The 26643-nt window shown below is 42.5% G+C and carries 16 protein-coding genes and 1 pseudogene; 2 read left to right on the top strand and 15 right to left on the bottom strand.

The window, feature by feature from the left end:
• Positions 1-22 precede the first annotated feature (22 nt).
• The 4 genes and pseudogenes from ACE1SE_RS08175 to ACE1SE_RS08160 all read right to left on the bottom strand — a co-directional run.
• Positions 23-4840 carry a non-ribosomal peptide synthetase gene (locus ACE1SE_RS08175; protein WP_374053391.1) on the bottom strand — a complete coding sequence of 1606 codons (4818 nt, stop codon included), beginning with the start codon at positions 4838-4840 and terminating at the stop codon, positions 23-25.
• Positions 4837-9537, bottom strand: a complete 4701-nt coding sequence (locus ACE1SE_RS08170; protein WP_374053390.1) for a non-ribosomal peptide synthetase — start codon at positions 9535-9537, stop codon at positions 4837-4839. The genes ACE1SE_RS08175 and ACE1SE_RS08170 overlap by 4 nt, the downstream gene beginning before the upstream one ends.
• Positions 9534-13046 (bottom strand): non-ribosomal peptide synthetase, encoded by a 3513-nt coding sequence (locus ACE1SE_RS08165; RefSeq protein WP_374053389.1) that lies wholly within the window; start codon positions 13044-13046, stop codon positions 9534-9536. The genes ACE1SE_RS08170 and ACE1SE_RS08165 overlap by 4 nt, the downstream gene beginning before the upstream one ends.
• Before the next feature lie 183 nt (positions 13047-13229).
• A pseudogene (locus ACE1SE_RS08160) lies at positions 13230-13376 on the bottom strand (transposase); the annotation flags it as partial.
• Positions 13377-13914: 538 nt separating this feature from the next.
• On the opposite strand from ACE1SE_RS08160, the gene speD reads away from it, so the two are divergent.
• Positions 13915-15420, top strand: coding sequence for an adenosylmethionine decarboxylase (gene speD, locus ACE1SE_RS08155; protein ID WP_374053388.1), 1506 nt, complete (start codon positions 13915-13917; stop codon positions 15418-15420).
• A 124-nt stretch (positions 15421-15544) separates the two neighbouring features.
• Here the strand turns inward: speD and flgL are convergent, their stop codons facing one another.
• The 11 genes from flgL to flgB all read right to left on the bottom strand — a co-directional run bounded on the left by flgL (position 15545) and on the right by flgB (position 25639).
• Positions 15545-16507, bottom strand: coding sequence for a flagellar hook-associated protein FlgL (gene flgL, locus ACE1SE_RS08150; RefSeq protein WP_374053387.1), 963 nt, complete (start codon positions 16505-16507; stop codon positions 15545-15547).
• A gap of 35 nt (positions 16508-16542) precedes the next feature.
• Complete coding sequence (gene flgK / locus ACE1SE_RS08145; RefSeq protein WP_374053386.1) at positions 16543-18180, bottom strand: flagellar hook-associated protein FlgK; 1638 nt, start codon at positions 18178-18180, stop codon at positions 16543-16545.
• Between the two features lie 102 nt (positions 18181-18282).
• Positions 18283-19278, bottom strand: a complete 996-nt coding sequence (gene flgJ / locus ACE1SE_RS08140; RefSeq protein ID WP_374053385.1) for a flagellar assembly peptidoglycan hydrolase FlgJ — start codon at positions 19276-19278, stop codon at positions 18283-18285.
• On the bottom strand, positions 19278-20396 hold the full coding sequence (locus ACE1SE_RS08135; RefSeq protein WP_374053384.1) for a flagellar basal body P-ring protein FlgI: 1119 nt from the start codon (positions 20394-20396) through the stop codon (positions 19278-19280). Before ACE1SE_RS08135 ends, flgJ begins: the two co-directional genes overlap by 1 nt.
• 15 nt (positions 20397-20411) lie before the next feature.
• Positions 20412-21182 (bottom strand): flagellar basal body L-ring protein FlgH, encoded by a 771-nt coding sequence (locus ACE1SE_RS08130; protein ID WP_374053383.1) that lies wholly within the window; start codon positions 21180-21182, stop codon positions 20412-20414.
• Between the two features lie 67 nt (positions 21183-21249).
• Positions 21250-22032, bottom strand: a complete 783-nt coding sequence (flgG, locus tag ACE1SE_RS08125) for a flagellar basal-body rod protein FlgG (RefSeq protein ID WP_374053382.1) — start codon at positions 22030-22032, stop codon at positions 21250-21252.
• Positions 22033-22048: 16 nt separating this feature from the next.
• The gene (locus ACE1SE_RS08120; RefSeq protein WP_374053381.1) at positions 22049-22804 is read right to left on the bottom strand and encodes a flagellar basal-body rod protein FlgF; all 756 of its coding nucleotides are present in this window, start codon (positions 22802-22804) and stop codon (positions 22049-22051) included.
• A 21-nt stretch (positions 22805-22825) separates the two neighbouring features.
• Positions 22826-24064, bottom strand: coding sequence for a flagellar hook protein FlgE (flgE, locus tag ACE1SE_RS08115; RefSeq protein WP_374053380.1), 1239 nt, complete (start codon positions 24062-24064; stop codon positions 22826-22828).
• A gap of 15 nt (positions 24065-24079) precedes the next feature.
• Entirely contained in the window at positions 24080-24799 is a 720-nt protein-coding gene (locus ACE1SE_RS08110) for a flagellar hook assembly protein FlgD (RefSeq protein WP_374053379.1), read from the bottom strand.
• Between the two features lie 13 nt (positions 24800-24812).
• Positions 24813-25217: a flagellar basal body rod protein FlgC gene (flgC, locus tag ACE1SE_RS08105; RefSeq protein ID WP_374053378.1), complete on the bottom strand. Its 405-nt coding sequence runs from the start codon at positions 25215-25217 to the stop codon at positions 24813-24815.
• Positions 25218-25222: 5 nt separating this feature from the next.
• Positions 25223-25639, bottom strand: coding sequence for a flagellar basal body rod protein FlgB (flgB, locus tag ACE1SE_RS08100; RefSeq protein WP_374053377.1), 417 nt, complete (start codon positions 25637-25639; stop codon positions 25223-25225).
• Between the two features lie 209 nt (positions 25640-25848).
• On the opposite strand from flgB, the gene flgA reads away from it, so the two are divergent.
• Complete coding sequence (gene flgA, locus ACE1SE_RS08095; RefSeq protein WP_374053376.1) at positions 25849-26526, top strand: flagellar basal body P-ring formation chaperone FlgA; 678 nt, start codon at positions 25849-25851, stop codon at positions 26524-26526.
• Positions 26527-26643: the final 117 nt, after the last annotated feature.

Below are 26643 nucleotides of genomic sequence, written 5' to 3'. Positions count from 1 at the left end.
TTTATCTTTTATCTAAAGAAATTTAATCATAAAAATGGTTGATACTCTCTTTTTCTCGACCATCAATAATAATATCAAGTAACCTTTCATAATGTCTTAATAGTTCACTAACATCCTCTTCAGTATATAAATCGGTATTATAATTAAGTTCACACACTTTTTTTTGTGGTGTATTGACGAAGACCATGCCAAGTGACTCAAAATGAACTGGTTCAATATCCACAAATTCAATCTCAAGGTTTGGTAATGATAATCTGTCATCACTGGTAATATCCATATAATTAAATGTGGTGTTAAATATGGTGCTTATTATTTTATCATTAGCAATATTATTAGCAGCTGGAAATAAACAAACACTTAAATTTTCCAGTGCACTATAGATAAACTGGCTAATTTGCTGAATGATATCATGCAAACTCATTTTTTTATTGATCGTTGATTTTACTATCAAATCTTTTATAAACAATCCGATAGCTTGTTGGCTTCCTACACTATCACGATCAAATCGCGGTGAAGTAACAATATTTTGTGATACACCTGAATACATAAATAAGGATGTATGAAATAAAGCCATAAATAACATATAGTGAGTGATATTGTTAGTTTCGCAATATTGTGAAACTGCTTTGATCAGCGAATCTGATATTGTAATTGATCGGCTATTATAATGACCTTCTGAATCTAACCGCTTAGTGAAGTCGGCCAAAAAAGTGTGTTCTATATTAATGTCTGCAAATTGTTTTTGCCAAAAACCAATCTGATTTTGGTATTCCTCGTCTGCATGGAATTTATCTAATTCACTATAAATATAATCTGAATATTGCACAGTAACAGGCGGAAGAGCAGGTTCTTTCTGCTGTGAATAAGCCACATATAATTGGAGAAGTTCAGTTATCAGGATATTGGCTGACCAGCCATCAAAAATAAAATGGTGAATATCCAATAATAACGCAAAATTTGTTTCCGAAATGGGTAACAAGAGTGCTCTGATGAGTGGGCTTTGATAAATATCAAACGGTATTTTCAGATTCTCTTTCCAGACTCTATTAATTTCAGCAAATAACTGTCCCTCTTCTATTTCTCTGGAGCTTGGTTCAATAGTCTGTAAATTGATTTTCATATTACGATCAGGTTGTCCAAAAATTTGATCGTTCTCTTTATAAAACCTAAGATGCAGACTCTCATGTCTCGCTACAATTGTATGCAGGCTTTTTTCTAGCGCATTGCGATCCAAGTTTCCCTTCATTAATAAGGCAATAGGCACATGGAAACATTTTTCCAGATTTTCTTGCCAAAGCAAAGGTAAGAACATTTGTTGATTATTAGAAATAGGTATTTTTCCATCTGCTCGCCTTTGTGTTGTTTCTTGTACTGATGGAGATGCCGGTTTTTCAGCGTTATCAATCAGGCTGGAGATTTGCGCAATCGTCGGGTTTTTAAATAGCTGATACATGCTGAAACTGTTATCTAAAGCAATCTTAATCGATGCAGTGAGTTTAACACCTAAAAGTGAGTGGCCGCCAAGTGCAAAGAAATTATCATAAATACCCACTTGATTGATATTTAAATGCTCCTGCCACAACTGACAGAGTTTTTTCTCAGTTTCATTTCTTGGCGCAACATATTTCTGCCGATGAAAATCACTTTCATGCAGGGACGGTAAGGATTTTTTATCAACTTTATTCGTTAACGTCAGTGGCATTTGTTCCAGTGGGATATAAAAACTGGGAACCATATATTCCGGTAGCTGTTTTTTTAACGCTGATTCAAGTAATTCAGAAAGCTCTGTTTTAATAGCAGCATTTTGGTCAGGGTTAAATTTTAGCCCTTTTTTATCCAGCCATTCTGCCGTTGGACAAACATAAGCAATCAATTTTTTATCCTGATCCTGCCCATAAGCCACTACAGCGGCATGACTTAAAGCATCATGCCCAATCAGAATACTTTCTATTTCTCCCAGCTCTATCCGATGGCTGCGAATTTTGATCTGAGAATCAATACGCCCGATAAACTCCAACTGACCATCAGATGTCCAGCGAACTAAATCACCGGTTCGATATAATTTGCTTTCCGGAAATTCGGTCTGGTGCTGGCGATATGGGTCTCGGATAAACTGTTTTTCGGTTAATTCAGCTTCGTTCAAGTAACCCCTTGCTAATTGGGTTCCACCAATATGTAACTCCCCAACAACACCAATAGGTACAAGATGGTCTCTTGTATCAAGAATGCGCATTATCGTATTGGGTAAAGGGCTTCCAATCGTAATACGCTTACCCGTTAATAAGGCTGTAGTAACAATGGATGTGCATTCCGTCGGGCCATACACGTTGAAGAGCCTTCTATTTTGCTGCCATTGCAGGGATATCTGCGGCATGACGGTTTCACCCGCTAAAAGTAAGGTCGCAACCGACCGCCATTTATTAAAGTTCAGCAACGGCAGTAAAGCAGGGGGTAATACGGCATGGGTAATCTGATATTTTTCAACCAGCTCATCCAAGAGTTCAGGAGAACGCTGCTGATTTTCTGAAATCAAATACAGTGTTGCTCCATATGCCAGAGTCATGGATATTTCTAAGATCATGGCGTCAAAACTCCAGGAAGCAAACTGCAATCCCCTGCTGTGTGCGTCAACACCGAATAAAGCCGGTTGTGAGAGAGCCAGATTCACCCATCCTTTATGCTCCAGCATGGTGCCTTTCGGTTTGCCGGTAGAACCAGAAGTATACATGACATAAGCCAAGTGGTTTCCCGTTAGCGGGAATGGGCGCTCGGTTTCAGTCATATTTCCGACAGGCATTTGTTGGAGCTGTAACTGTACTGATTCATCATCTAAGCAAATAACTTTTTGCTGGCTGATAGGCAGTTTTTCTGTCAGGCCGGTTTCAGTCAGAATGAATTTAGCCTCGCTGTGTTCCAACATATATTGCAGACGGGCTGTTGGATAGCTGGGATCTAACGACAGAAATGCTCCGCCCGCTTTAAGCGTACCCAACAGAGCGACAACCGCCTGCAATGAGCGGGGAATGCAAAGTGCAATCAATGTATCCGGTTCGATTCCCTGTTTAAGCAGATAATGAGCCAATTGGTTGGCCTGTTCATTGAGTGCCTGATAACTCAGAATATCATCACCGAACACTAGCGCTGTTTTTTCAGAATATTGCCCAACCTGCTCTTCAAAAAGTTCATGAAAGCATAATTCATGAAAAGATTTTCCAGATGGAAAGTTAACCCGTTGCCCGTTCCATTCGTGTAATAACGTATGCATTTCAGGCTGTGCCAGCAATGGAATATCATGAACAGAAGGTTCGCCAGCTTCCGCACCATGCTCCATTGCATCAACAATATGAGTAAGCAGGGTTTCGTAATTGGTGAGCAATCTGTCAATCGTTGCACTTTTGAACAGAGTCGCATCAGAAATGCCTATGATGGATAGATCTTTTTCATTTTCGTCTTCGTATACATGGATTTCTAAATCAAATCGCGCTCTTATGTGTGAAGCGTCTTCGTTTCTGACACCATTATCCTGTTCCAGAGGTATACATTGCTGATTATTCTGAACAGTAAAGGTGATTTGAAAGATAGGGTTATAATTTAACTTCCGCTCTGAGCCAAGTTTTTCCACCAGCATCTCAAAAGGCAGATCTTGATTTTCATAGGCGTCCAGAATAGTGCGGCTGTTTTGTTTTAGCAGTTCACTGAAAGTCGGCTGATCGGATAAGTCGGTTCTGATCACCAGTGAGTTAACAAAAAAGCCTATCAGAGATTCTATGTCACGGTGTCTTCGCCCGGCAATCACTGTTCCAACCAGAATATCCTTTTCATTACTGTAGCGACTCAACAGTACGGCAAATGCAGTTTCCAGAAACATATATAACGTTACTTCATGTTGATCACACAGCGATTTTATTTTTGCAGTCAGGTGCTTTGAAATGCGCTGTGTATGAATTTGGCCTTTTGCTCTAGGTTTCTCTGGACGCGGATTATCTAACGGCAAACTGTGAAGTGGCGTAATACCTGAAAGTTGTTTTTGCCAATAAGTTAACTGTTTTTCCAGAATATCGCCTTGCAACCACTCCCGTTGCCAACGGGAGTAATCGGTATATTGAATCTTTAATGGCGGCAGAGGGTTTTTCTCACCTCGGCAATAAGCCCGATACAGGGTAAACAATTCACTGAGAAATATCGCCAGCGACCAGCCGTCACTGGCGATATGGTGAAGAACATAGAGAATAACATAGTCATTTTCTGCCAGTTTTAGCAACCGAACACGCAACATCAGATCAGTGCTAAGATTAAATGTTCGTTCCTCTTCTTCGCTGATTTTGTTTATCTGAGATTCCCTTTCTGCTTCTGGCAACGTAGAAAGGTCACTCAGAATAATGGGAAGGTTATAAGAAGAGGCAACAAACTGCCGAGGCTCATCATCGACGACGTTAAAATAAGTACGCAAAACCTCATGGCGTTCAAGCACTGTTCCCAATGCTGCCTCAAATGCCTGAAGGTTAAGCGGTTCTCTCAACCTGAAATATCCCGGGCAGTTGTACTGAGAACTGCCGCCAAAAAGCTGATCAACTAACCACAAACGTTGCTGGGCAAAGGAGAGCGGATAATGCTCCGCCTGACCATAATTCGGAATACTTTGTAATTGATGTGTATTCGCACTGGCTGATTCAAGCTGGTTCAAAAAATCAATCAACTCTAACTTATATCGCTTCCATTCATTGAGCATTTCTGGCGGAATACTGCCGCCACGGGTTTCATATTGTAAACGGTTATTAGCGACAAACAGGGTAATTCCTGCTTCCAGAGCTTCATTAATGATGCGCGCAGCATTTTTCATATATCACCCCGTAATAATTCTTGCGCTGTGTCTTGACCCGTTTGGAATTGTTTTCTTTTTTCCCTGATCAGATAAATCGTGATGACTTGCGATAACTGCTCAAGTGTCGGGTGTTCAAAAACACTTCTTAGTGGCACTTCTATGCCCAAATCGTTGCGTATTGAACTAATCAGACGGGTTGCCTGAAGCGAGTGACCGCCCAGAGTGAAGAAATTGTCATAGATACCGATTTGGCTCACGTTCAATAATTTTTTCCACAACTGGCTGATTTTAATCTCTGTTTCATTCCTTGGTGCGATATAGGTCTGTCGGCGTAAATCATCTTCATTGGGGATCGGCAGTGCTTTTTTATCCACTTTGTTGTTTAACGTAAGAGGCATTCTCTCCAGTGGAATGTAGAGGCTAGGAACCATATACTCTGGCAGTTGCTGTTTTAATGCTGATTCAAGGAGTTCTGACAGTTCGCCATTAATGGAAGAAATTTGCGGATAATTCGCCAAATGGATTTGATTGTAGCTATCCCGCGCCTGCACAGGAGGTAACTCACTCCGGCTGAAAATAATATCCAGCAAATCAGGCTGTTTTTGTGACCACGTAACACCACACTGATAACCGCACTGTTCAGCATACTGGAGCAGGGCTTCGAGTTCCTGAACCTGTTTTAACGCCTGTGGAGAGAAGCAGCCGATACCTTCAGGCGGGGTTATCATCTGGCTGGCTGACCAATGACGCAGCCCTTCCGCTAATGCAACATCATCTTTAATTTTGGCATTAGGGATACCTGAAACAGCAAATGTGTCCTCTGCACCTACCTGTAACAAATTGTGCAAATCTTCAAAAGAAGCAAAATTTCGCCAGTTAATCGCATATTTACTGAAATATTCAGCATTATCCGCTTTTTTGTGTAATACAACATCATAACGATAACGAAGCATTTCGTTATCACCGATGCCACGTTTAACCAGAATATCAACCCGGCTGATTTCAGGATAATGCTGCGGTAATTGAGCAAAATAGGTCGGGCTGAGTAAAAATTCAGGTTCCTGCTGTAAACGCCGCTGAACGCGATTTGCCAGCGTTCCTGCCTGAATACGCTGCCCATTGAGGCGACTTTGTTCTATGGCTGTCGCGTGTGCTGTTAAAAGATCTAAATTGCGGATATCACCCAGTAAAATTTTCCCGCCAGCTTCAACCGCAGGTATTAACTGTTTAAGGACTTTTTCCAGATATTGAACATTCGGAAAATATTGGATAACGGAGTTAATCACGACAGTATCAAATTCATCAGTATTCAGTGTCCCGAGATTGAGAGCATCTCCTTTTCTGAGCTGAACGTGTGACCAGCCACGCTGTTGCAGAACATGTTGATGCCGGTTCAGAACCTCAGACGAAATATCGCTAGCGACAACTGACTCACACTGTTCGGCATAGCGGTACAACAACAATCCGGTGCCACAGCCAATTTCCAGTAAACGATGAGGATGCAGGGCTTCAATTCGGTGCATTATGCCTGATAACCACTCTTTCATTTGCTCAAGCGCAATAGGCTGTTCTGTGTAGCTATTCATCCAGCCACCGAAGTCATTATCCGATGCGGCGACATCACTGATAATTTTGTTTTTGAAATCATCCGTCATAGGCTGACGATACTGCTCATCAAAAATTTCTGTCCAGTTTTCAACGCTGCCCGCGTTAAATTCAGTGGCTTTTTTACCTAACCATGCAGTACTTGGGCAAACGTAAGCAATCAGTTTTTTAACTTCATCTTGACCATAAGCGATCACAGCCGCATGACTTAAAGCCTCATGCCCGGACAACACCGTCTCGATTTCCCCTAATTCAATGCGATGGCTGCGAATTTTCACTTGCGAGTCCATCCGGCCAATAAATTCTAATTGTCCATCAGGTGTCCAGCGCACTAAATCACCTGTACGGTAAAGCCAATCTGTCGGATTAGTGCTGAAAGGATCACGGATAAATTGTTTTGCTGTCAGTTCCAATGCGTTACGGTAACCGCGTGCCAGTTGAACGCCACCGATATGCAGCTCCCCGATAACGCCGATAGGCGCCAGATTACCTTCTGGATCAAGGATACGTATCACAACGTTAGGCAACGGTTTTCCAATCGTAATCCGTTCATCCGTTAATAATGCGGTAGTGACAATGGATGTGCTCTCTGTTGGGCCATACACGTTAAACAGTTTTCTATTCTGCGACCAACGAACAGCGAGTTGCGGCAGGACAGCTTCACCCGCCAGCAGCAGTGTTGTAACAGAACGCCATTTATCAAAGTCAAGATGCGGAAGCAGTGCCGGTGGCAATACAGCATGAGTAATCTGATGTTTTTCAACCAGTTCACCCAACGCTTCTGGAGAGCGCTGTTGCGTTTCGGAAATCAAATACAATATTGCGCCATAAGCCAGAGTCATGGACAGCTCCAGAATCATCGCGTCAAAGCTCCAGGAGGAGAATTGCAATCCCCGGCAATGAGGGGCAGCACCAAATAAAGCCGCCTGTGAATATGCCAGATTCACCCACCCTTTATGCTCCAGCATCACACCTTTCGGTTTACCGGTAGAGCCGGAAGTATAAATAACGTAGGCCAGATGATTTTCTGTAAGTGGGCAGGGTCGATCAGCATTGGTAATGTTATCCACCGGCATTTGCTGCAACTGTGATTGTATTAGCCCGGTATCCAGACAAATAACCTGCTGTTGACTGACAGGCAGTTTTTCTACCTGCTGCGTTTCTGTCAGGATGAATTCAACTTCACTGTGCTCCAGCATGTATTGCAAGCGAGATTGCGGATAACTGGGATCTAACGGCAGGTATGCACCACCCGCTTTAAGAATTCCCAACAGGGCCACCACAGCCTGTAATGATCGGGGAATACAAAGCGCAATGAGTGTATCGGGTTTAACGCCTTGTTTGAGCAAATAGCCTGCCAGTTGGTTAGCCTGTTCATTTAATGCCTGATAACTCAGGCAATCATCACCGAAAATCAGCGCGGTTTTTTCTGGATATTGTACTACCCGCTCTTCAAACAGTTCATGGAAACACTTCCTTGACGGGTAATCGACTTTTGGCCCACTCCATTCATGTATTAAGGTATGTCGCTCGGTGTCTGTCAGTAATGGAATAGCGTGGGCAGGTGGCTCATCAATACCAGTGTGGTGCTTCATGACATCAACAATGTTAGTTAACAAGGTTTCGTAATTTGCTAATAGTCTGTCAATGGTTTCATTTTTGAACAGGCTGGTATCTGAGATCCATGTAATGGATAGCTCCCCTTCACTTTCTTCTTCATAGATGTGCACTTCCAAATCAAATCGGGTAGTCAGAAGCGAACGTTCATCGTTTTCAATCACATTGTCCTGATCCAATGTGGTATCACGCTGATTATTCTGAACAGCGAACATGATCTGGAAAATAGGGTTATGGTTTAAGTTCCGCTCCGGGCTGAGTTTTTCCACCAGCATCTCAAAAGGCAAATCCTGATTCGCATAAGCATCCAGAATGGTACGGCTGTTTTGTTTCAACAACTCACTGAATGTTGGCTGACCAGATAAATCTGTTCTGATCACCATGGAATTGACGAAAAAACCAATCAGAGGCTCTGTATCACGATGTCTTCGCCCTGCCAGTGGCATACCGATCAAAATGTCTTTTTCATTGCTGTAACGGCTTAACAATAGCGCAAACGCCGTCTCCAGAAACATAAATAATGTCACACCCTGTCTTACGCACAGTGCTCTGATTTCCTGTGTCAGACTCTTTAAAATACGCTGTGGGTGTATAAATCCTTCGAAATTCTGTTTTTCTGGGCGTGGATTATCCAGCGGGAAACGATGTGTTAACGGTGCGCCTGATAATTGGTTTTGCCAGTAAGTTAACTGCTTCTCCAGAATATCGCCCTGCAACCATTCCCGCTGCCAATGTGCATAATCGGTATATTGAACTCTCAAGGGCGGTAGAGGGTTTTTCTCTCCCCGGCAATATGCCCGATATAATGTGAGAAATTCACTCAGAAATATTGCCAGTGACCAGCCGTCACAGGCGATATGGTGGATCGTATACAGAATAACGTAATCATCTTCGGCTAATTTCAGTAAGCGAATACGCAGCATCAAATCAATACTCAGATTAACAACCTGCTTCCATTCTTGTTCACCCAGTTGTTTAACCTGATATTCCTGTTCAGTAGGTGAAAGTTCAGTCAAATCATGATAGGTAATAGGCAAATCATAAGAATCTGAAATAACCTGGCGGGGTTCGTTATTCACTATTTTAAAATGAGTGCGCAATGCTTCATGACGTTCAAGCAGTGCTTCTACCGCAGTTTCAAAGGCTTTGATATTGATGGATTCCCGCATTCTGAAATCACCTGAACAATTATACTGAGGGCTGCCTTCGGTTAATTGATCAATGAGCCACAAGCGCTGCTGCGCAAATGACAATGGGTAATGCTCAGCACGCTCATAGCGCGGAATATCCTGCAACCGTTGATTACCTGAGTCATCTTCTGACTCAAGCTGAGTTAAAAAATCAATCAACGCTTGTTTGTGTTGTTTCCATTCGCTGAGCAATTCTGGCGGAATACTGTCACAGCTGGTTTTATATTTCAGTTTGTTATCGCTAACAAACAGAGTAATCCCTTTATTTAAAGCTTCACCTATAATTTGTGCTGCATTCTTCATATATCACCTTCCAATAGTTTTTGTGTTATTTCTTGCTCAGTCTGGAAATACTTTCTCTTTTCTTTAACAAGATGAATTTCAACAAGTTGTGATAACTGCTCAAGCGTGGGGTATTCAAAAATACGGCTTAGCTGTATTTCAATATTCAGAACATTGCGTATTGAACTGATAATGCGAGTTGCCTGAAGGGAGTGTCCTCCCAACGCAAAAAAGTTGTCATAAATACTGACTTGGCTGATACCCAGGACTTCTTGCCATAATTGACCAATTTTTTTCTCTATTTCATTTCTTGGCGCGATGTAATTCTGCTGGTGGAAATCACTTTCATTGGGCTCAGGCAACGCTTTTTTATCCACTTTGTTATTTAATGTGAGAGGCATACGTTCCAATGGAATATAAATGCTGGGGAGCATATATTCAGGCAGTCGTTTTTTTATTGCTGATTCGAGCAGAGTGGTAAGTTCAGCTTTAATTTCTGAGAACTGGATATCAAATTTTAGCCCTTTTTCATCCAGCCAGTTTTGGGTCGGGCAAACATAGGCGATCAATCTTTTATCTTTACCGTTCCCATAAGCCATAACCGCCACACTACTCAAGGCACTATGGTCAGTCAGCGCAACTTCGATTTCTCCCAGCTCTACTCTGAATCCTCGAAGCTTGATTTGTGAGTCAATCCTGCCAATAAACTCTATATTTCCATCAGATAACCAACGGGCTAAATCTCCCGTTCTGTATAAACGTTGGGGGCAAGAGGTATCTGTAAAATCAGTAATAAACTTCGTTGTATTGGTTTCCGAAGCATTCAAATATCCACGTGCCAGTTGAATACCACCAATACACAACTCCCCCACCACACCGATAGGCGCCAGATGACCTGAGGGATCAAGGATACGAATAACAGTATTAGGCAAGGGCTTGCCAATCGTAATCCTGCCATCAGTTAACAAACCTGAAGTCACAATGGCCGTAGATTCTGTCGGGCCATAGACATTGAACAATTTTCTGCCCTGTGACCAACGCACAGCAATTTGAGGCGGTACGACCTCTCCCGCTAAAAGCAGAGTAGAAACGCAACGCCACTTATCAAAGTCCAGATAAGGCAGTAACGCAGGCGGTAATACCGCATGGGTAATCTGGTGCTTTTCAACTAATTCATCCAACAATTCAGGCGAATGTTGTTGGGTTTCTGAAATGAGATACAGTGTTGAACCATAGGCCAGCGTCATGGAGATCTCTAAGATCATGGCATCAAAGCTCCAGGAAGCGAACTGCAATCCCCGACTATGGGAATCAACACCAAATAAACCTGCTTGTGATAATGCCAGATTGACCCAACCCTTATGTTCCAGCATCACGCCTTTCGGCTGCCCCGTAGAACCGGAGGTATAAATGACATAAGCCAGATTATTTTCCGTCAGGGGAATAGGAAGTTTAGTGATATTGTCGCCGGACATACGCTGCAATCGTGATTGGATTGTTTCCGTATCCAGACAGATAACTTTTTGTTGACTGATTGGCAGTTTTTCCACCAGATGGATTTCGGTCAGAATGAATTTAGCATCACTGCTTTCCAGCATATATTGCAGGCGGGATATCGGATAATTAGGATCTAACGGCAGATAAGCGCCGCCAGCTTTAATAATTCCCAATAGCGCAACAACCGCACGTAATGAACGGGGAATACAGAGCGCAACCAATGTTCCTGGTTTGATATTTTGTTCGATCAGGTAATGAGCAAGCTGGTTGGCCTGTTTATTGAGCTTCTGATAACTCAATACGTTATTATCAAAAAACGGATCATCAAAAACTAGCGCAGTTTTTTCTGGATTTTTAGCCACCTGTTCTTCAAACAGTTCATGGAAACAGTACCCTTGCTGATAACTATTCTGCCGCCCACTCCATTCATGTAGTAAAGTCTGTTTTTCAGCCTCTGCCAGCAATGGAATGTCATGGACAGAAGGTTCTTTATATATCAAATCTGAGCCAAGACGGGGTGTTATCGCCCGGACAATATTTACCAGCAGTGTTTCATAATTAGCAAGTAATCTTTCAATCGTAATATCGTTGAACAGATCACTGTCATAAACCCACAAAAGAGATAACCCGCTCTCTTCTTCATAAATATGAATTTCCAGATCAAACCGGGCTTTCAAAAGCAAACGTTCTTCAATCTCAATATGATTATCCCGTGCTAACGCTGTACTTTGCTGAGTATTTTCTAGAGTAAAAGCGATTTGAAATATCGGATTATAATTTAAGTTTCGTCCAGGACTTATTTTTTCCACCAGCATTTGAAATGGTAAATCTTGATGTGCATAAGCATCCAGAATGGTACGGCTGTTCTGCTTTAATAATTCACTAAATGTAGGCTGACCGGATAAATCTGTTCTGATCACCAGAGAGTTAACAAAAAAACCAATCAGAGGCTCAATATCATGATGAATTCTGCCAGCAAGTGGGGTTCCGATCAGAATGTCTTTTTCATTACTATAACGACTTAACAAGACAGCAAAAGCAGTCTCTAAAAACATAAACAGTGTGACTTCATTTTGATGACATAACGTTCTTATTTCCTGAGTTAAATTCTTCGAAATATGTTGTTCTTTAAGCAATCCTTTGAAACGTTGTTTCTCGGGTCGTGGATTATCTAGGGGAAAACGATGAAGTGGAGAAATACCTGATAACTGATTTTGCCAATAATCCAACTGTTTTTCCAGAACCTCTCCTTGCAACCAATTTCGTTGCCATTGAGCATAATCACGATATTGGATTTTTAACGGTGGTAACGGATTAGCTTTTTCCTGACAGTAAGCCCAATATAAGGTGAGAAGTTCATTGATAAATATTTCCAGCGACCAGCTATCGCAAGCAATATGGTGAATCGTATAAAGAACAACATAATCACTTTCAGCCAGTTTGATCAAACGAATACGCAACATCAGATCGGTACTGAGATTAAAAACCAAGTTATCTTCATCTTTGCTCAGTTGTTTGATTTGAGATTTTTTTTCAGTTTCAGAAAGTGCAATAAAATCATATTGCGTAATGGGTAAATCATAGCGGTTTGCAACAATTTGCCGTGGCTCATTATTAATCATTTTAAAATGAGTGCGTAGCACTTCATGCCGTTCAAATAACGTTTTTACAGCGGCCTTAAAAGCATTGAGGTTAAGTTGTTCCCGTAATCTTAAATATCCGGGACAGTTATATTGCGGACTGCCTTCAGTCAGTTGATCGATAAACCACAGACGTTGCTGTGCAAATGAGAGTGGATAATGCTCTCCATTACTGCCGCGCTGAATAGGCTGTAATTGATATGGTTTTGCTTTTTCTTTTACATCTACCTGCCTGAGAAAATCAATCAACTCCTTTTTATAGTATTTCCACTCCTTCATTAATTCAGCAGGAATATGATTAATATCCGTTTCATACTGTAATCGATTATCAGCAACAAATAGCGTTATTCCTTTATCCAACGCTTCGCTTACAATTTGTGCTGCGCTTTTCATATATTACACCTTTACACTAGAATAATTTCGGCACATTTTAATCACCTTTAAAAAAACATTTATTGTCAAAATTTGATGCCTTAGCATATATTGTGTGATATACGCAATTAACTTGAAGATGCAAAACTTAAAGTCTGGAAATTATCTGTCTCAGTTCCTGCACTTTTTCTGGCAATGTGACATGAAAAAATGATGAAGTGTTTCACGGAATGTTTTTGCATCAGGGAAATAAATATTGTTTCGTACCTGCTCATTTGCATACTTCCATAATCGCTCAATCGGGTTGAGGTTAGGGTTGTAAGGCGGCAGATAATGCAATTCAAAATGAACAGACATCAACACACCCTAAACAGAATAGGACAGGTCAAGCGGCTAAACGTCGAAGAGCCACTTGGTCAGGGGTGTTCCGTTTTTGGTTAAATTAAAGACAAAGTGGAATCCCGCCCTACCAATTCATACGTCAACGCTAACAATATCGCATTTATTATTCCATAGAATAATTCTCTATAGTTATTATTAATATAATTTAGTAAAAATAAAATACGGGTTATTGTTATTTTTAAAAAACATCTGATTGCTTTTCATCCAACCAGACTGAGAAATACATGCCACCTTGAGTATACTTACATTAAATTCGCAAGTGATTTCACAATTTTGATGGAACCAGTTGATAATTATAATTTCTTATATAAGGTTTATATTTATAAACAATATGAATGGATTTTCATAATTTATGAGAGAGGAAATAAATTTCAGATTTCAGAAAAAACAACGGTAGCAGATTCAAGTAGAATTTAAACATCTGGGTTAATAACTCTAAGTTTTAATTACGTTGCAAAATTAGTAAATCACGTAAAAAGAGATTACCATGAACACGCTGAATGTTATAAAAAACAATATGGAGTTGTCACACCCAGTTGAAGTGCTAGAGACATTATTAATACGCCTGTATTTATATGACTGTACATCAAATAAAGCCATTTCATTAAAAAGCGGTTTACCTATTCCTATCATCTCCGCATTTAAAAAAGAATTAATAAAATATGATTACGCTGAAAACAAAGGAGTTTTTAAGTTAAACCCCATCGGCGTAAAATATGTACAAGATGAGCTGGGATACCGATCAATTGATATAAATAAATATAACTTGCTATCATCAGAGAAGAAACGAGAAGAATTTGAGCAAGAGATTTCCGTTTTATTGGAGCCTATATATAACAGCAGACCTAAAATCAATGTTTTGTTAGATCAAGCACATGCGACATTAGAAACATCAATACGCCGGGTAATGCTATTACTTAATAACCCAAGAGTATTTAAACAAAATATTTTATTTTTGGGTGATGATGATTTAACTTCCTTAGCCCTGATGATGGCATTTAAAAAGCTCGGCCACGACTGCTCAGAAAATATTTTTGTCAAGGATATCGATCAGGACCTGCTAATATTTATTCGGGATGTCGCAGAGCAAAATAATTTTGTCATTAATACTGAATACTTAGATCTGAAACTTTCTAATATATACACTAAAGATTTTGATATCGTCTTGACTGATCCTCCTTATACATTGAGCGGATTAAAACTATTTTTATCACGTGCTATTAGTTTCACTAAAAATGATAATAGTGAGATTTTACTCTCCTTTGGTCAAAAAAAACCAATGGAAAAACAAGAAGTTCAAAGATTATTTGACAATCAGAATCTTCTTATCAGACATATTTATCCGCAATTCAATAAATATCATGGCGGAAGTATTATCAGTAATGTCAGCGATCTCTATGTTCTTTCTGTTACACCCCAAACGTACCCGACAATTCCAGGGGAAAATAATTATTCAGATAAACTCTATACCGGAGAGATTAACCCTCGTATAAAATTTTACCAATGTAAATCATGTAATAACATGATAACCATTGGACACGGAAAGAACATATTAACGATAGAACAGCTCATAGAGGCAACTTGTAATAAGTGTCACGGCACTAAATTTCAATATCGTGGTCAGGAAAAAGTCAGTACATCGGATAATACACGACAACTTGGCACTCACATGATCATAGATATGAAAGATTGTGATACAGAGGTACTGAAATCTGTATCAGCCATTGAAAAAATCATGCTTGATATTGCCCAACAATGTGAACTGAATGTGGTTACTCATCACTTTCATCAATTCCAACCATGGGGTGTCAGTGGTGCATTAATATTAGCAGAGTCACATTTTACTATTCACACATGGCCTGAACATCAATATGCCGCTCTTGATTTATTCGTTTGCAATGAATTTAAATATCAAGATACATTTATGATGCAGCTACAAACGCAGCTTAATGCTCAAGAATATGAATATAAGATATTACAGCGAGGCTTTTAATATCAGCGCTGGCTTTGGTATGTAAGCCCTTGTTTTTCCCAATTTAATGGAAAAGGCAAGGGCTATGCCTCTGGGATAAGAAAATAAAACTGCAATCTGAAAGGTGGAAATATACCAAGCTTAATTAACGATACATCTCAAACAAAGACATACCTTTTAAATCAGAAAAAGCTTTATAGGAAGCCTGTAATGCAGCATTTTCCTGATAATAGCTGGAAATAGTAGAGATCAAATCCGCATCGATTAATTCCCCCATACGAACTTTATTGGCTATGCTGCGTTCACTGGCTAACGCATCCAGTTGGTCCATTTCCTTAAGCTGTAACCCTAGCACGGCTTGCGCCGAGGATAAGTTGTTCAAACTATTACGTACACCTCGGTTAGCCTTGTTAATTAACTCCAGTGATTCCTCTCTTTCTGTTTCGCTGGCACCCGTGAATGGCCTTTTAAGTGCCTCGATCGCAAAATCAATAGACGCAAAAATATCTGATTCACTTGCACTGCCATCAGGCTCTTTAATCGGGTTGGACGTTGCCGATAAAAAGACTTTTTTCCCTGTATGGGCGATAACCATGGATCGATTATCATCCACCCTTTGGCTTATAGCCTCATCTCCACCTTTGTAGTGAACTTTTCCACTACCATCAGCATCGAAAGGTGGAACATCCGTCTTATAACCGGCAAAAATATAGCGGCCATTGCCATCGGTTTTATTCCCAAGGTTCAGCAATTGCTGTTTAAGCCCGTCTAATTGTTGGGCATAAGACTCACGATCATGATCGCTCTCTGCACTCGCCGCTGCGACTAATGCTTCCAAAACATTATGTGTCACCGATACAACACCATCGATAGTGCTCAATTGGGTTGACATCGTGTTCTTGGCAAAGATACGAGCCGTCACAAATTGCTGATTCTGTGACTCAGATTGGGCAATCATAATACTCTGCGAAGCCGCCAACGGATCATCAGATGGGTTGATAACACGTTTCCCACTGGATAACTGTTCACCATACTGCATCCATTTAGCCTGAGCGTTAAAAATCCCATTCATTTTTTGGCTGTATAAAAGATTCGTACTTATACGCACAATATCACTTCCTTATTTTCTTTCGCCACTAGTGATTAACGGATGTCCAAAATGGCATTAAACAACGTCGATGCAGTCTGGATAACACGAGCATTTGCCAAATAGTATTGTTGCAAACGTTGCAGTTCGCCGTATTCTTCATCCATGTTGACTCCAGAAATAGAATCGAGTGCTTTGTGACGCGCCTCTACGTTGATCTTCTGTGTCTCCAGAAGGCGTTGAGCACTATTGGCTTTGCTACCCACAGTACTGACCAAAGAAGCATAAGCATCGGTCAAAGTATTTTTACCATTAATTAGCTTTTCTTTTTGCAGGAGAGTGAATTTCTTTGCATTGCTGTTATCACTTGGACCAGAGCCTTTGGCACCCGCAGTTGCCAGTTGAGAGGAATCCTTAATATTGACTTCAAGTGTTGCTATTACATTATTGACTGTTTTCAGTGTGAACCGATCATTATCCTGTGGATTGGTCGCGTTAATCTCGACTTTCAGGCCGTCAAATTCCAGCGTATTGCCATTTTTAGTTGCAGAGATCATTTCCCTGTCAGCAATACGCTGTACTTTCCAATCCCCACCTTCGTACTTAATCGTGTAGTCACTGTCTTTTACTTTAGTGGTATCAGCATACTCCACTTTAATTTCAGCCGTACCTTTATTATTATTGTTAGCAATGGTTTCTGGCTGCGCAAAATTAAAGAAATCAATACCTGGTTTACCATTCAGATCAAAACCACCACGCTGAACCTGATTGAATTGATCCGCCATCACTAATCCCAATTGGTTTAATTGATTGCGGGTTGGGTCTATCACTTCACTACGTACACGCAATTCACCACCCAACGTCCCTTGTGAGATAAAGCGTTCATCAATCTCTTTAGCACCTGTACCATTGTCATAACCCAGCGTGATACGGCTGATATCTGTACTAGATGAGCGCGCCTCCAATCGATAGGATTTGTTACCCAATACCAGAGACATTCCGCCACCAAATGTGATGTTGTAGGTACTACCGTCTTGCTGAATCAAGTCTACTTCAATAAGTTGATTTAACTTATTAAACGCATCATCGCGTTTATCCAGTAAAGCCAGAGGTTCACCCGTTCCTGCACCACGCATATGAGAAATTTCATCGTTCAGAAAAGCAATTTCTTCCGCGTATTTATTGATATCTTTAACATTCTGCTCAATTTTGACATTGATATCATTGTCCAACTTACGGAGAACTTGATCAGCGTCTTTAAATTGGTTAACCAAACCTTCCGCTTTGCCAAGTACTGTGGTTCTTGCCGCACTATCTTCTGCGTTATTTTCAAGCGCGTTCAGGCTCTTAAAAAGATCTTCCATAGAGCCGGAAAGGCTGGTTGCCTTATCCGCCAGCAGATTATCGACTTGAGAAACCTGACTATTGTATGCCACTGACGCCTGATATTTGGTTTGTGCCGCGTTATATTCCTGACTGACAAACTCACTATATTGACGATTAATGGAATTAACATATACACCATTGCCAATAAAGCCAACTGGTGACATGTTGCCATTACTCTGTGACATTACCGTTGTTTGTCGGTGATATCCCTCGACCTTAGAGTTGGCAATGTTATTACCCACGACACTCATTGCCACTTGCGCAGCATTAATACCACTCATGGCAGTATTGATAAGACTATTGGACATGTGTAGATCCTTTTACGTTTTCGTTATGCCTCCATCATGGGAGGTAATTCACTGCTACAGTTATCGGCAAAATACCCTGATTCTTGAGTGAGATTGATTCCCTTAAAACAGGTTATCGAAATCATAGGAGTAGGCTTTTGCCATTTGATTACCGGTACTCTTTAACTGCTGGATCAATGACACTAATTTTTTGGCATAACTAGGATCGGTAGCATATCCAGCCTCTTGTAAGGAATATGCCCCCTGCTCCGCAGTGGTTGATTGTGCAACCTTGGCGTAACGGGGATTTTCCGTCAACAATTTGACGTAATCCGTTATCGCTTCCCCATAAGAGCCATACACACGGAAGCTGTCCTGCATTTTCTCCGGTTTACCATCAATGTATTCCGTCGTCATAATATTGGTGACGGGTCCTTGCCAGTGTTTCCCTGCTTTAACACCAAACAAGTTATAACTTGACTTGCCTTCCGCCGTCAGAATTTCTCGCTGCCCCCAACCAGATTCCAGCGCTGCCTGAGCAATAATCAATAAATGAGGAATACCACTCTGCTGGCTTGCCAACTGTGCGGGCAAGGAAAGCATGGAAACAAAGCTGGCATTGTGCATCGGCAATGACTTTGGTTGTGCTGAACGGTAGTACTGAGGTGAACCATTGGAGAAAGTCGAAGATGAGTGTTTAGACATCTGCTCAGGCATAACTCGACGCATAAATGGCTCCAATGCCTGTTTCGGTAATGTTTGCAGAATTTCATTATCCAATGGTAGCGGTATAGTACTGGCTAATTCATCAGGCACATTATTAGCGTTAGAGAATTGCTTAACGATCATGTCAGCAAATCCCAATCCCTTTTGAGAAAGATCCTGGGCAATTTGCTGATCATACAGAGAAGTATAAAAACGTGTCTGCTCACTGCTCAAAATGCCATCTTGTGGCAACGAGGAACGCATACTTTTCAGCATTATCTGAACAAAGACGCCTTCCAGTTGTTGGGCTACTTGCCGTAGCCCTTGTTGTGGTTCCTGTGACAATTTAGCTTTCAGTGAATGCAATGAATTAACATCGTAAGCCGCATTGGACATCGTCAGAAAATCATTCATCAGATAATCTCCAATTTCGCCCGCAGACAACCTGCGCTCTCCATTGCCTGCAAGATAGACATTAAATCTGTTGGCGTTGCGCCTAACGCATTCAATGCACGCACGACTTGGGTCAGATTCGCACTGGCACTGAGCTGCTGTAGCGCCCCGCCCTGCTCCTGAATCCCAATCCCTGTATTACGGGTCACGACGGTACTGCCTCCCGCCAATGGTGTATTGGGCTGATTAACCGCTATCTGGCGTTCAACGGTCACAGATAAACTACCATGAGCTATCGCACAACTGTCCAAGGTAACATTGCGGTTCATCACCACGGAGCCTGTTCGGGAGTTGAAAATCACTTTGGCATCGCCAGCATCTGCACGAATAGGCAAATTCTGCACCTGAGCCAGAAATTTCACCTGTTCGCTGTTCTCAATCGGCAAACGTAACTGCACCGTGCGGGAATCCAACGGTGTCGCCGTTCCCGTTCCTTTCAATCGGTTGATCGCATCACTGATTTTCTGAGCCAGCCCAAAATCATCATCATTCAGTTGCAGATTCAGTGTGCCTTTCTGACCGAACTGGGTTGGCAATTCACGTTCAATCACCGCACCATTGGAGATCCGACCACCGGCAAGTTGGTTGACTTTGATACTGTTACCACCGGCACTTGCACCGGCACCACCCACCAGAATATTGCCCTGAGCCAAGGCATAAACCTGGTTATCCACCCCTTTTAGTGGCGTCATCAGCAACGTACCACCACGCAAGCTCTTGGCATTACCCAGCGAGGAAACGACAATATCAATGTTCTGCCCTGCACGCGCAAAAGGTGGCAATTTTGCTGTTACCATCACAGCCGCAACGTTTTTAAGCTGCATATTCGTACCGGAAGGTACGGTGATCCCTAGCTGTGACAACATGTTGCTCAGGCTTTGGGTAGTAAATGGTGTCTGCATGGTTTGGTCACCCGTTCCATCCAATCCAACTACCAAACCATAACCAATCAACGCGTTATCCCTGACTCCCTCAATCGTCGTCAAATCACGAATACGCTCAGCAAAAACACTGGCAGATGTGAACGTACCGGACAGCACCAACAAAAGCGTAAAAAGGCTGGCGACTAATTTTTTCATCCTGACCATCCTCTTTTAAAACGGTGAGATATTGATAAAGAAACGTTGCAGCCAACCCATATGCTGCGCTTCGTTGATATAACCATCACCAACATACTCAATACGGGCATCAGCAACCTGATTGGAGCTCACCGTGTTGTTGCCCGTGATGGTACGTGGGTTAACAACACCAGAGAAACGAATAAACTCCGTGCCCTGATTAATGGCGATCTGTTTTTCTCCCACTACATGCAGGTTACCATTGGCCAGCAGTTTATCTACGGTCACAGTAATGGTACCCCTGAAGGTATTGTTAGCATTGGCACCACCTTTGCCGCCAAATTCATTATTACCTTCCATGCCCAGATCGGTTTTTCCCCCCCCCATTAATCCCTGTAAAAAACGAGGGGTCAAAGCTGCGGTGAAACTGGTTTTTCCATTGCGGCTGGCATTGGCTGAAGAGTTTTTGCTCGCGCTAACATTCTCCTGCAAAATAATCGTCAGCGTATCACCGATATTGCGTGGACGGCGGTCTTCAAACAGTGGCTGATAGCCGTAATAGACCGGTTGGACAGTTTGAAAAATAGAACCATTTGGCGTTGGAGCGGGCGCTTCAGTGGGTTTTGCAGTTGTTTGTCCTTTCACCAGCGGTTTGTGTGGCATATAAGCACAGCCCCCTAATGTCAGTGCCAGCACCGCCACAGATATACTGATACGCCACTTATTTCTCTGGTTTTTCCGTAAACCAGTGGAGCCATAAGCTACATGGTTTTTTGCATGGCTTTCGGCAACGGGCATTGTATCCATCTTCTATGCTCTTAAGTTTATCGTAGAAATAGTGGGGAAACGCGTTCCCCCACCATTAGTAGTTAGGTTATAACTGCGTCAGTTTTTGCAGCATTTGATCAGAAGTCGATACTGCCTTACTGTTGATTTCATAGGCTCGCTGCACCTGAATCATATTGACCAACTCTTCCGCCACATTGACGTTAGACGTTTCGACAAAGCCTTGATAGAGCACGCCAGCGCCATTGATGCCCGGTGCATTCTCTACTGGTACGCCAGAACTGTTGGTTTCCAGATACAAATTCTCACCAATGCTTTCCAGTCCACTTTCATTGATAAACGTGGTCAATGTCAGTTGCCCAATCTGCTGAGGCGCATTTTGCCCTTGCACGTTTACACTGACAGTACCATCACTGGCAATGTTGAGCTTAGTGGCATTATCTGGAATGATGATGGCAGGAACTATCTGAAAACCACCCGCCGTTACCAACTGACCATTCTGATCTTTCTGAAATGAACCATCACGGGTATAGCCAATGGTGCCATCAGGCATCTGGACTTGGAAAAAACCCTGTCCTTTAATTGCCACATCCTGGCTACTATTGGTTTTCGCCAGATTACCCTGGCTGTGCAGCCGCTCAGTGGCTACCGGTCGTGCGCCCGTACCAATCTGCAAGCCCGATGGCAGGTTAGTCTGTTCAGACGACATTGCTCCTGGCTGACGTTCAGTTTGATAGAGCAAATCTTCAAATACCGCACGCTGACGCTTGAAACCGTTGGTATTAACGTTTGCCAGGTTGTTAGAAATAACATCCATATTGGTTTGCTGAGCATCCAGCCCAGTCTTGGCAATCCATAAAGATCGGATCATGAATTTATCTCCCCGATTAGCTCATAGCGAGAATTTGGTTAGCCCGCTGGGCATTTTCATCGGAACTGTGTATGACTTTCATCTGCATCTCAAAACGACGCGCGTTGGCGATCATGTTCACCATGCTTTCCACTGGATTAACATTGCTGCCTTCCAGAACACCTGGCATCAGTTTCACTTCTGTACTGGCCGCCAATTCATTGCCCTGCTGTTCCCGCGCCTGTGGCGTTAAATGGAACAAGCCATCATCGCCACGTACCACTTGGTTAGCTTCCGGTTTGACAATTTTCAGTTTGCCAATCTGACCCAACAAAGTGGGCGGATCGCTGGCAATTAAGGCAGAAATGGCACCATCTGTCGCAATGGTCAATTCAGCCTGCGGCGGAACATCAATCGGCCCGTTTTCACCCATCAACATGCGCCCCTGCACCATCAGTTGCCCTTCAGGTGAAATTTGGATGCTACCGTTGCGGGTATAGGCTTCCGTCCCGTCTTCTAGCTGGACAGCCAGATAGCCACCTTGGCCAACCGCCACATCTAACGGACGGGAAGTGTAATTCATGGGTCCCTGACGGCTATCTACGCCGGGGGTGGAGGCAACGGTCAATGTACGCGTTGGCAAGGTTTCACCTTCAATCGGCACAGCACGCAGTGCAGCAAGCTGAGCTTTAAAGCCTGGTGTTGACGCATTAGCCAGATTATTAGCTGTGACAGCCTGATGTTCCAGCGTTTGGCGTGCAGCTCCCATTGCGGTATAAATGACGTGATCCATAAAGCTATCCGCCTGAGTCTATTAACGCATGCTGACCAGTGTTTGCAGAATCTGGTCCTGTGTTTTGATGGTTTGGGCGTTGGATTGATAGTTACGCTGGGCGACGATCATGCTGACCAGTTCCTGGCTCATATCAACGTTTGATGATTCCAAGGAGCTACTGATCAACTTACCGAAATTACCTGAACCCGCAATACCCACCACTGGGCTACCGGATGCACCGGTTTCTGTCCAAACGTTATCGCCCTGTGAAGCCAAACCTGCTGGGTTGGTGAAGTTAGCCAATACAACCTGTCCCAACACCTGCTTCTGATCGTTAGAATAAATACCGTAAATTTTACCATCATCCTCAACCTGATAGTTGGTGAAGTGGCCTGCCGTATAACCATCTGGCTTTTGATTAGAAATGGAAGATTCCTGGACTCTCTGCTGCTTGCTGCCGTTAAAGTCAAACTGGATTGTTGCCGGATTAGAACCATTCAAGGCTGGCATATTGAAAGCAAATATATTGTCAGCCGGCGCAGGTGCCGCAAGTTTACCACTGCCATCAAATTTAACGCTTTCTTTGTTGTTTAATTTTTCAGCTACTGCATTCTTAACAGAAGTATCCAAGGCATAAATATCCCACTGATTATCCTCTGTCTTGACGAAGAACACATTGATATTATGTTGGTTGCCGAGACTATCGTATACCGAGATACCGGAACTGTAGTTAAAAGTATCTTTCACATCTGGTTTAAACGGGTTAGCTGTCGTATCGATCTTGTCATGCATCGAATTCAGGTTAGCCTTTATCTTGACTTCTGTCGTCGCCTTGGCAGCCAGCATATCAGTTGGGATCGAAATCGGCCCTGGTGCTGCACCCTGTTGAATTTCAGGTCCATCCTTACCCTGAATGGCTTGGTAACCTGTCAGTTTCATGCCCTGCATGTCGATCACATTACGATCGGCATCCATTTTAAATTGGCCATTACGGGAATAAAAAATATTGCCGTTGGTATCCTGCATACGGAAAAAACCGCCCTGCGTGATCGCCATATTTAATTGATCGTTGGTTTTTGTGATGGAACCATCTTTAAAGTTCTGCACCATACCAGAAACCTTGACGCCCAATCCGACATCAGAGCCACTGAATATATCTGAAAAAGCAGCAGAACTGGACTTAAACCCGTATGTTGCCGAGTTTGCGATATTATTACCAATAACGTCTAAGTTGCTCGCTGCGGCATTCAAGCCACTGACCGCCTGTGAAAAAGCCATATATCCTCCGTTTAATTAAAGAATCTGACGAACTTCGTCCATGTTTACCGTACCCACCAGCCCTAAATCCAATTTAGTGCCATTCTCTTGCCGCACAACACCTTCAACCTTGGCAGATCTCAGGGAATTGACCATCAACGCTTGATCCTGTTGGCTTGCGGAAACGGTGAAGTTATAAGCGCCTTGCTCCACTACATTGCCGTCTGCGTCTTTACCATCCCATGAGAAACTGTGTACGCCGGCACCCAAAAATTCGGATGAGTTGGGATTTAATTTATTGAATTCCATTTCCCGAACGACCTCGCCACTTTTATTTCTGACAGTCACTTTGACGATATCGGCAGGTCGGCTCAGTTCAAAACCGATTGGCTTTATACTGATGTCCCCTTTTTCGCTGGCACCCACCAAAATCTCATTGCCAGGAAGCATGACATATCGGCCAATCAGTGCTACTTTTTGCATCGTGTGATTACTGTCCATTTGTCCGACAATGGAACCCAGCGTCTTATTGAGTTTTTCAATACCTTCAACAGTACTGATCTGCGCAATCTGTGAAGTCAATTCACTGTTTTGCATTGGATTAGTTGGATCTTGGTTTTTAAGCTGAGCAACCAATATATTCAAGAAGCTGTCTTTAATATCACCACTACTTTGCGGTTTTTGGTTGGTCAATTTAGCCAGTTCACCGACTGTCGAATTATCCAATGATTCATTAATTGAAGAGGTAATTCCCATAACAATATTCCTGTTACTGGCCCAATGTCAGTGTTTTCAACATGATGGATTTGGTGGTATTAAGCACTTCAACGTTCGCCTGATAGCTGCGGGAAGCCGAAATGGTATTGACCATTTCCCCGACCACATCCACATTCGGCATACGGATATAACCTTTTTCATCGGCCAGCGGATGGCCTGGCTGATACTCAAGACGAAAAGGTGAAGGATCATCCACCACTTCGCTAACGCGAACACCGCCAACTTCCTGACCTGCGGGAGCGGCGACACGGAAAACCACTTGTTTGGCACGGTATGGTTCACCATCCGGTCCAACAACACTGTCGGCATTCGCCATATTGCTGGCGCTGACGTTCAGTCGCTGGGACTGAGCAGAAAGCGCGGAGCTGGCAATATCAAAAATACTGAGTAGAGACATTCCCATTATCCTTGTGACTGTAGAACTGACATCATGCTTTTGATTTGTGCATTTGTCATAGTGAGTTCAGCCTGATATTTCAGGCTGTTATCTGCGAAATTGCTGCGTTCTATATCCATGTCAACAGTATTTCCATCCATGGCTGTCTGATATGGCACCCGATACATCAGATCCATCTCCAGACGTTTTTGAGGCTGAACGGGAATATGTCGATCGGAAGTCAGAGTTAGCCCAATTCCATTCCCCGTTACACGACCATGTGCCATGACTTTTTTCAGTTGAGCAGCAAAATCGATATCACGCGCCTGATAGCCAGGGGTATCCGCATTAGCAATGTTGGCAGACAAGATTTCCTGCCGCTGGTTGCGGAGTGCCAGCGCTTCTTGTCGAAATTGAAAGGCGGCATCTAATTTATCGAGCATATTCCTCCCTCGGATTTGTTCTGTCGGGGATAATCCCCAAGCAGCTAACAGAATAAACGGAGAAGAAAAAGGTAATTCGAAGAATAGAAACAAATTGAATTGCTATTTATCCCATTAACGAATAATCAATCGAGTTACACTACTAACATCCAACAGGTGCTGAATATTTTTTGCAATCATGGCTCGTTAATAGGATTTAAGGTGGTGAAATGCCTGCACTAAAGTTTATCGGGTTCCTTGCCTTTTTCCTTAATCTATTTTTTGTTTTCGGCAGTTCTGTAGCTTGGGGAAACAACATACCGCAATTAATAGATGACTATTTCAGGCAGATTCATCGCACATCAAATCATAAGGTCTCAGTGGAGATCAAAACACCTGAACAACAATGGCCGGCTTGTGAACACCCTGAAATACAACCGTTACTTAGCAATAAAAATTGGGGTAATCTTTCCGTTCCTGTGACTTGTGGTCAGCAACGCCGTTTCATTCAGGTTTATGTCAATGTCATCGGCCCTTATTTGGTTTCTAAGCGGGCCATTAACCGCAATGCGGTCCTGACAGAAAAAGATTTTCAAATAAAAACAGGTTCCTTAGATAAGCTGCCAAACGACATAATCCGTAATAGCAAAGCTATACAAAATGGTATTGCGCTGCGCAACATACCTGCCGGACAATTTATCACACGAAATATGATCCGGCGCCCCTGGGCAATTCAAGCCGGGCAAAATGTAGTTGTCATCGTAGATGGACACCATTTTCAGGTACGTTACGAAGGAAAAGCGATTAACAACGCCGCGAGTTTTGATAATATCCGTGTCCGCCTGAACTCTGGACAGGTTATTACTGGTGAAGCTCAAGAAAATGGCAGTGTAAAAATGATGTTATAAATGGCTAAAGTTTTATTTCTTTACGCCGATATAACCAACAGACCATGATTTACAGGCATGCCAGCGGTATATCGCCTGCTACCTAAGACAAATAATAATGCCTGATTAAAGGATTAC

Origin of the sequence: Xenorhabdus taiwanensis, from assembly GCF_036512875.1 — a bacterium.
Taxonomy (GTDB): Bacteria; Pseudomonadota; Gammaproteobacteria; order Enterobacterales; family Enterobacteriaceae; genus Xenorhabdus; species Xenorhabdus taiwanensis.
The sequence above is the reverse complement of the archived record's forward strand: the minus strand, read 5'-3'. Positions and strand labels throughout refer to the sequence as shown.

Bases quoted from the DNA above. Each gene is read 5' to 3' on its own strand.
- speD (WP_374053388.1), top strand. From the start codon at position 13,915: ATGAACACGCTGAATGTTATAAAAAACAATATGGAGTTGTCACACCCA.
- flgJ (WP_374053385.1), bottom strand. From the start codon at position 19,278: ATGAATGATTTTCTGACGATGTCCAATGCGGCTTACGATGTTAATTCA.
- ACE1SE_RS08120 (WP_374053381.1), bottom strand. From the start codon at position 22,804: ATGGATCACGTCATTTATACCGCAATGGGAGCTGCACGCCAAACGCTG.
- ACE1SE_RS08175 (WP_374053391.1), bottom strand. From the start codon at position 4,840: ATGAAAAATGCTGCGCGCATCATTAATGAAGCTCTGGAAGCAGGAATT.
- flgC (WP_374053378.1), bottom strand. From the start codon at position 25,217: ATGTCTCTACTCAGTATTTTTGATATTGCCAGCTCCGCGCTTTCTGCT.
- flgE (WP_374053380.1), bottom strand. From the start codon at position 24,064: ATGGCTTTTTCACAGGCGGTCAGTGGCTTGAATGCCGCAGCGAGCAAC.
- ACE1SE_RS08130 (WP_374053383.1), bottom strand. From the start codon at position 21,182: ATGGATACAATGCCCGTTGCCGAAAGCCATGCAAAAAACCATGTAGCT.
- ACE1SE_RS08170 (WP_374053390.1), bottom strand. From the start codon at position 9,537: ATGAAGAATGCAGCACAAATTATAGGTGAAGCTTTAAATAAAGGGATT.
- ACE1SE_RS08135 (WP_374053384.1), bottom strand. From the start codon at position 20,396: ATGAAAAAATTAGTCGCCAGCCTTTTTACGCTTTTGTTGGTGCTGTCC.
- flgB (WP_374053377.1), bottom strand. From the start codon at position 25,639: ATGCTCGATAAATTAGATGCCGCCTTTCAATTTCGACAAGAAGCGCTG.
- ACE1SE_RS08110 (WP_374053379.1), bottom strand. From the start codon at position 24,799: ATGGGAATTACCTCTTCAATTAATGAATCATTGGATAATTCGACAGTC.
- flgA (WP_374053376.1), top strand. From the start codon at position 25,849: ATGCCTGCACTAAAGTTTATCGGGTTCCTTGCCTTTTTCCTTAATCTA.
- ACE1SE_RS08165 (WP_374053389.1), bottom strand. From the start codon at position 13,046: ATGAAAAGCGCAGCACAAATTGTAAGCGAAGCGTTGGATAAAGGAATA.
- flgG (WP_374053382.1), bottom strand. From the start codon at position 22,032: ATGATCCGATCTTTATGGATTGCCAAGACTGGGCTGGATGCTCAGCAA.
- flgK (WP_374053386.1), bottom strand. From the start codon at position 18,180: ATGTCCAATAGTCTTATCAATACTGCCATGAGTGGTATTAATGCTGCG.